This window comes from Shewanella saliphila, from assembly GCF_014648295.1.
Taxonomy (GTDB): domain Bacteria; phylum Pseudomonadota; class Gammaproteobacteria; order Enterobacterales; family Shewanellaceae; genus Shewanella; species Shewanella saliphila.
In genome coordinates this window covers 1-6887 of sequence record NZ_BMQV01000080.1, presented here as the reverse complement: position 1 = coordinate 6887, position 6887 = coordinate 1, and the positions used below count along the sequence as shown (strand labels likewise).

Below are 6887 nucleotides of genomic sequence, written 5' to 3'. Positions count from 1 at the left end.
TAAGCTTGTTTAATATCGCTTCTTTAAATTGAACTGAATGCCTTTGATAATTCACTTGCTTTAACTTACCGCGCCCTGTTTATTTGTAAATTAATTGAGGCGACAACTATCCTGACACAGGGGGTCAAGGAGATCCCATGCCTAAAACAAAAAAACACCTATGACCAAAGATGATGCATTTCACTATTAACCTGCTTGGCAATTCAGGATGAACATCATATACAGCATCGCTCTAACTGAATAACAGCGGTAAGAAATATTACTCAAATAATAATGCCAAATGCAGATGCGCTTTATAGGCCCCAGGGCGAGATCGTGAACGTTTTTCGAACAATTCGACGCACTATTTGACGTTAACATCTCGCTATGATCTTATACTCCCTTTTTTCGGGAGCACACCATGCATATTGACCACTTCAAAGAGAATTTCCAAACAATAACAGACCAGCGTCAAGGGGCTAAAGTGACTGTGCCAACCAGCACCGGATATCGACAGCCTGTTACCATGGAATTTTAAAAAGTAGGTGTGGTTGCCTAGACGCTTACCAGGTAGTTCAAGCTCTGCTTCCACCAAGGCCGCTAATCCATTAATCGATTTACGAAAATCGACCACATCGGCACATAAATAAACGGTGGGCACATCAACAAACATCTTCATGCCGTTAGCCCTTTAATAATGGCAACGATATCGTTCGTTGCTAAATTGGCTGGAAACATTAACTGGCCTGTGCGGATATCAAACTGCACCACATTTTGATGAGTTTGCGCGCAGACTTCAGTGGTGGTTTGATTTACCTGAATAAAACGTGATGATGTAGCGCTGAAACCTGACTTGAATAAGGTTGGGTTTTGCAGGTTCTCAGCCTGTAAAGTACGTTGTTTATAGTAAGTGGTAATAGCGACATTATGGTGTTGGCAGAATTCAATATTAGTGCCTTTGAAATTGCTGCGTTGCTGAAGTAGTTCCAGCCACTGTGCCGCTGTTCTGTAAGTTTTCATCACTTGCTCCGAATTTCTCATTGAGCAGGTATTTTCAGATAGTCAGATTAACGATGCGAGGTGTGGTTCGCTAGACGGTTACTGTTTTTCCATCTTCATAATGTATTGAAAACGAATCAGCGTATCGATCGCTATTCCAGGCAGGGATATAAGGAATAATGTTTTCGTTAATATATTTACTCTTTATTTCATCCATTAAAAGTAATTGTTCCACGACATACTTCATACGGCCAAAACCACCGCCATTACGATCAATGTCAAAGTCCAATAGTGTAACAAAAGGGATCTTCAGAGAATTAAGCAAACGCCAGAAATGATTTACATGCCTCCCACCAAGTGGAACCACCGATATTGAATGACCGTCAATGTCTTTTGCAAAGTGTTCCAGCAACTTCGGAAGAACAACCTGCTCACTATCACCTTCACCCAGTATCACTAATTTAGAAAAGTAAATTTCAGGATAGGCCTTTACAGCTTCGCTAATATACTTAGCTTGCTCATCACTATCTTCAGGCAATAACAAGGATTGAACCTTTGTACATATATTCTCATTGTCTAATCGAAAATGACGTATTTGTGTTGGTTCTATACGCCCAACCAATGAAGCGGAGTGTGTAGAAATAACTGATTGACAGAGTTCAGTCGCGCCATAATCTTTTACTAGCTTTAATATTCGGCCTAAATAGTGTGGTGATAAATGGTTCTCAGGCTCCTCAAGCACAATCAAGCTAAAAATAGGTAGCTTCATCTTATCAGCATCAAAATTTGATGGTTGATTACTAACAACAGCTTGTCGTGTCGCTTTATCTATATCAAATAATGCTTTGGTTAGAGCAAAGTAAACTAGAGATTTTTGGCCGTCACTCAGTCGACTAGTATCAACCTTGTTTCCAGTTGCATCTGGCATAAACTGAAGCTGTATAAGTCTCATTATTTCATCCACATCACCGACAGGAAAATTAAGCCCAGCTTGATTGAGATGACGCCCCTTGTATATCTCCTGCCAATTGTGATTAATGGCTCGTGTAATCTGGGTTAAAGCTGGGTTGTCTGATGCTAATTGGTTCAGTTGCTGAGCTTGTGCTTCAAAAGACTCTTGCTCCCCCTCTGACCATTTAATCGCCTTGAGCAAACGGCCCAATATGGCTTTTGATGAGTATTTTAACTGAACTAATGGATCTCTATTGGCAGGTACATAGTTGACTTGAATCGCATTCCTTTGGGTTGCAGATAAACGATGTTTGTTATCGTCTTCAGGTTCTTCCATATCGCCACCGATTACCCAAATATTTTCGTCTACATCCCCTAGAGGGTTGTAATCAAAGCTTATGCTTGCTTCTAAGCGAACCCTAAATATGATTTCACCTGTTGAACTAGATGCTGTAAGTCCATTAATTAAAGGTGGAATCGATGGATTTACGTTTGCATTTGCAAGACTGAACCATGCCTCTATTGTTAAATTTCTTGGTGTTACAGGATCCACATCGTCAGGTAAGTGAAAATCAGAAGGTATAATGCCACGTAAAGAATGGTCGATTGAAAACAACTTATTTAGAGCTTCTAACGTGGCACTTTTTCCTGTTCCGTTATGACCAATAAAAACTGTTAGCTGAGGATCAAACTCTATCGTTTGAGGATGGCTTATGGATATGCTTTTGTAGCCAGATACCACTAGTTTCTTTAATAACATGCTTACCACTTTTTTGTAGAGGATTCTGTTCGAGTCGCTTAAATAATCAAGAAATCTAACTATACCTTAAGCAATTAATTGATAAGTAAACTCTAGCATATTAAGCGGTGAGAATTTTTTAGAAATATCATGTTTTGGATAATAAATTTTAATCGTTGATAAAGGCCTATCTAAAACGTTTTGGGGCATGAACGTGTCAGAAGCCTACCACTGACATGTACCTGGACAGAAACGCGTCAGCGGCTTTGCTAATTTAGCCATCCTTGAATAACCTTCAGTATCCTAAAACGTCAAACACCACCGTTGTTAGCGGTGGCAGACTTGCGCGGAATTGGACAATTTCGTGCATTGCGCAACGAGCCTCCAAAGCCGTTTATTTGCATATTAATGTCACAAGCCGTACGTAACTATTTATTTCAACCATATCCAAAGTGGTTCAAATTTCACACAAGCTATTTGCTGTTAATGCAACACATTGTTGTGGTGCCTTCTAAGCATTTTCCAGAGCAATGCAATACATATCGAGGGGCCCTTCAAGCATTCCTACATCCAGCGTCGATTGGCTGCCACTGCAATTTAACGCAAGTGCATAACCATGAAGGTAATCGACCAATAGATCCAATGCATTTTTTGCTGAATCAGCGTCTAGTTTCAATGGCTCTACAACAACATGGAATCGCTCAATAAATACAGCAGCAGGGCTTTTGGAACTCATGCTGAGGAGCGTTTCCAGTAATCCGGGATAATTGTTTAGTAAAGTTAAGTAGCTACTACATAATTTATTTAGCTCTAATTTCCAGCTATCACTTACCTTCGGTTCATAGATGTCTTCTATCAATGAAGTGGTGATCGCCTCTAATAGTGCATTTTTATTGCTGAAATAATGGTAAATCGCCATTGCATCAACATTTAAACTTGAAGCTAGTTTACGAATGCTGGGGATTTTCCCTTCTTCTTGCATCAACGTCTTAGCCATATCCATGATAGCTTGTGTACTAAGTTGGCTGCCCGAGCCTTTTGGTCGGCCTCGTTTTTTCTCCTTGACAGTCATTCTCCCCTCTCGCTAGACTAACATTAATTTCTACGGTGTAGAATAATTATAACCGATGCTGAACTTGAAGCCAAGGGATGAGCTATGGCTAGTTCCGTATAACTCATAAAGAGATGAAAATATGAAATGTTCTGTATATATCGCAACTAGTGTTGATGGTTTTATTGCTAAAAATGATGGCAGTGTTGATTGGTTACATGCGGCTGGAAACACTGATGCGGATATGGGTGATCAGGCTGATATGGGCATGGCGGAATACATGGCGTCTGTTGATTGCCTGATCATGGGTCGCAAATGCATGGAGACCATTTCAAACATGAATCTGACACCAGAGCAATGGCCGTACGGTGATACTCGAATCATTGTACTAAGCAATACAGTGAAACAGGCACCGGATAACGTGAAAGATAAAATCGAGATGTATGCTGGCGATCTGCAAGCGTTGGTAACTAAGCTCGAAAGCGAAGGACATCAGCATGCCTATATCGATGGGGGCACCACTATTCAGGCATTCATTAACCTTCAATTAATCAATGAGATGACCATTACACATGCACCCGTGTTATTAGGTAAAGGCATTCCGCTGTTTGGTACAACGATTAAAGACATCAAACTAGAGCAAGCACAGGCGACTGCTTTTGCTAACGACTTTGTACAGGTGAAGTACACGGTTAATTATCAATAAAAGCCTCTGATTCATTCCACCATAAACGACAACTGACTTAAGATATTTACAACTCATGAAAAGCATCAATATTATTAACGCAAGACAAAACAACCTTAAGTCAGTGGATATTCAAATCCCACGTAACCAGATTGTCGTCTTTACTGGTGTTTCGGGCTCGGGCAAATCATCACTAGTGTTTGAAACCATTAATGCTGAAGCTCAAAGACAGCTTTACGACACACTGGGTACTTACGCGCAAAGTCATTTACCTAAAGTCCCTAAGCCGGATTGCGATCTTATTGAAAATATCTCCCCCGCTATTGTGATAAAGCAAAAACGTAGCTTGGGGAGTTCGCGCTCAACAGTAGGAACAACAACCGAGATTTACACCTATTTACGTTTACTGTTTTCTCGTATCGGAACACCTTTGATTGGTGCTTCGAGCCATTTTTCTTTTAACTCTCCCGAAGGTATGTGCCTGAGTTGTAATGGCACAGGGCAGATTATGGATATTGATATCGATAAAATGCTTGATACGAGCAAGTCGCTAAATGAAGGGGCGATTTTGTTCCCTGACTTTAAAGTTGGTGGTTGGCAGTGGAAATATATCGCTTTAGCTGGGCAATTTGATTGTGATTTACCCGTTAATCAATTTACGCAAGAAGACTATCAGAAACTGCTATATGGTTTTGAAGAAAACATCGCTATCAATACTGGTGATTTGAGATTAGACATTACATATGAAGGCGTAATTGTGAAAATTAACCGCCTGTATGTACACAAAAATCAAGATACGTTATCTAAAAAGAAAAAGCAGATCATCGAGCAGTATTTGTCTGTTCAAGATTGTCATACTTGTCATGGAGCGCGTCTAAATCAACAAGCCCTGAGTGTAAAAATCAACGGCTACAATATCGATCAAGTCTCGCATTTTGATATCGAGCATCTAAAGCAGTTTGTCGATACGATTGATGAACCTCATGCCAACACCATCATCGAGCAGATCGATAATAAGATCAGCCACCTTATTGATATTGGTCTTGGGTACTTATCACTGTCTCGTGACATATCAACACTATCTGGCGGTGAAGCACAGCGTATTAAACTCGCGAAGCAGCTTGGCTCTAGCCTAACTGAAATGCTGTATATTCTTGATGAGCCAAGTGTCGGCTTACACCCGAAAGATGTTCATCACCTCAACAATCTATTATTCAGCTTACGAGATAAAGGCAATTCCGTGTTGGTGGTTGAACATGATCCCGATGTAATCAAAATTGTCGATCATGTCATAGACGTTGGCCCCAAAGCGGGGCTAAATGGCGGTCAGATTGTGTTTCAAGGTACGTACCATGAGCTATTAACATCAGAGGGTGCCACTGGAAAACTGTTAAGCCAAAGCACTTCGATTAAAAGCCGTGTTCGGCAAGCCCTCAGCCACTTTGAGATAAAAAATGCGACGGCGAATAACCTTCGCAATGTGAATGTGAATATTCCCAAAGGGATCATGACTTGCGTCACGGGTGTTGCTGGCTCGGGGAAAAGTTCGCTTATTCATCATGAATTCCTATACCGTTACCCCGATGCGATTGTGATTGATCAATCGGCTGTTGGTCAGTCTGAGCGTTCAAATGCGGCTACCTATACAGGGTTGTTTGATGAAATTCGTAAGGTATATGCGAAAGCCAACAATGTAAAACCTTCAGTTTTTAGCTTTAATTCCGAAGGAGCTTGCTCACATTGTAAAGGGTTGGGTTTTGTTGAAATGGAAATGGCTTTCCTTGATCCTATTCGTACCCAATGCAGTGAATGTGAAGGAAAACGCTATAATGAGGCGACCTTGAAGTATCAGTATCAAGGTTTGAATATTGCCGAGTTGCTCGAACTCACTATCGATAAGGCGGTTGGGTTATTCAATCAAGAAAAGATAACGAAAAGAATTAAGGTGCTGCAACAAGTCGGATTGGGGTATTTAACGATGGGGCAACCATTAGCCTCTCTTTCTGGCGGAGAGTGTCAACGGGTCAAGCTTTCAAGTGAGCTGCATAAAACAGGTAATGTGTATGTGCTCGATGAGCCAACAACTGGGTTACATGTGTCTGATGCCAATAAAATTATCGAAATCCTTAATGAGTTGGCTGCCAGAGGAAATACGGTAATTATTATTGAGCATAACCTTGATGTGATGACACAAGCTGATTGGATTATCGATGTTGGCCCAGACGGTGGGGATAAGGGAGGACAACTTATGTTTGAAGGAACACCGAAGGCTCTAATTGAAGAGTCAAATTCTCATACAGCAACATACTTGCAAAGCTATGTTCGTATTTAGTTGGATTGTGAAGAACTGTTCGAACGTAAGCGTCTAGCAAAAGGCACATACCTTTCACCAAGCGGCTGATTTATGTTGTTCCCCTATTTTATTGGGAGACACATAATGAAGACCTTTCGTGATCAACAGCAGTGGCAAGAGCTCATTCTCG

Annotated in this window: 6 protein-coding genes; 2 read left to right on the top strand and 4 right to left on the bottom strand. The window is 40.9% G+C overall.

Going from position 1 to position 6887, the window contains the following annotated elements:
- Positions 1–364: 364 nt before the first annotated feature.
- The 4 genes from tnpB to IEY48_RS19995 form a co-directional block, all read right to left on the bottom strand.
- A complete protein-coding gene (tnpB, locus tag IEY48_RS20010) occupies positions 365–658 on the bottom strand; it encodes an IS66 family insertion sequence element accessory protein TnpB (protein WP_188923310.1) in 294 nt (97 codons plus the stop codon).
- Positions 655–999, bottom strand: coding sequence for an IS66 family insertion sequence element accessory protein TnpB (locus tag IEY48_RS20005; RefSeq protein WP_188923309.1), 345 nt, complete (start codon positions 997–999; stop codon positions 655–657). The genes tnpB and IEY48_RS20005 overlap by 4 nt, the downstream gene beginning before the upstream one ends.
- Positions 1000–1069: 70 nt before the next feature.
- Positions 1070–2689: an ATP-dependent nuclease gene (locus tag IEY48_RS20000; protein ID WP_229786610.1), complete on the bottom strand. Its 1620-nt coding sequence runs from the start codon at positions 2687–2689 to the stop codon at positions 1070–1072.
- A 490-nt stretch (positions 2690–3179) separates the two neighbouring features.
- Complete coding sequence (locus IEY48_RS19995) at positions 3180–3740, bottom strand: TetR/AcrR family transcriptional regulator (RefSeq protein WP_188923308.1); 561 nt, start codon at positions 3738–3740, stop codon at positions 3180–3182.
- Between the two features lie 121 nt (positions 3741–3861).
- On the opposite strand from IEY48_RS19995, the gene IEY48_RS19990 reads away from it, so the two are divergent.
- Both IEY48_RS19990 and IEY48_RS19985 read left to right on the top strand, forming a co-directional pair.
- Positions 3862–4425, top strand: a complete 564-nt coding sequence (locus IEY48_RS19990) for a dihydrofolate reductase family protein (protein ID WP_188923307.1) — start codon at positions 3862–3864, stop codon at positions 4423–4425.
- 175 nt (positions 4426–4600) lie between these two features.
- Positions 4601–6736 (top strand): ATP-binding cassette domain-containing protein, encoded by a 2136-nt coding sequence (locus IEY48_RS19985; protein ID WP_229786609.1) that lies wholly within the window; start codon positions 4601–4603, stop codon positions 6734–6736.
- Positions 6737–6887 lie beyond the last annotated feature (151 nt).

Bases quoted from the DNA above. Each gene is read 5' to 3' on its own strand.
- tnpB (WP_188923310.1), bottom strand. From the start codon at position 658: ATGAAGATGTTTGTTGATGTGCCCACCGTTTATTTATGTGCCGATGTG.
- IEY48_RS20005 (WP_188923309.1), bottom strand. From the start codon at position 999: ATGAAAACTTACAGAACAGCGGCACAGTGGCTGGAACTACTTCAGCAA.
- IEY48_RS20000 (WP_229786610.1), bottom strand. From the start codon at position 2,689: ATGTTATTAAAGAAACTAGTGGTATCTGGCTACAAAAGCATATCCATA.
- IEY48_RS19995 (WP_188923308.1), bottom strand. From the start codon at position 3,740: ATGACTGTCAAGGAGAAAAAACGAGGCCGACCAAAAGGCTCGGGCAGC.
- IEY48_RS19990 (WP_188923307.1), top strand. From the start codon at position 3,862: ATGAAATGTTCTGTATATATCGCAACTAGTGTTGATGGTTTTATTGCT.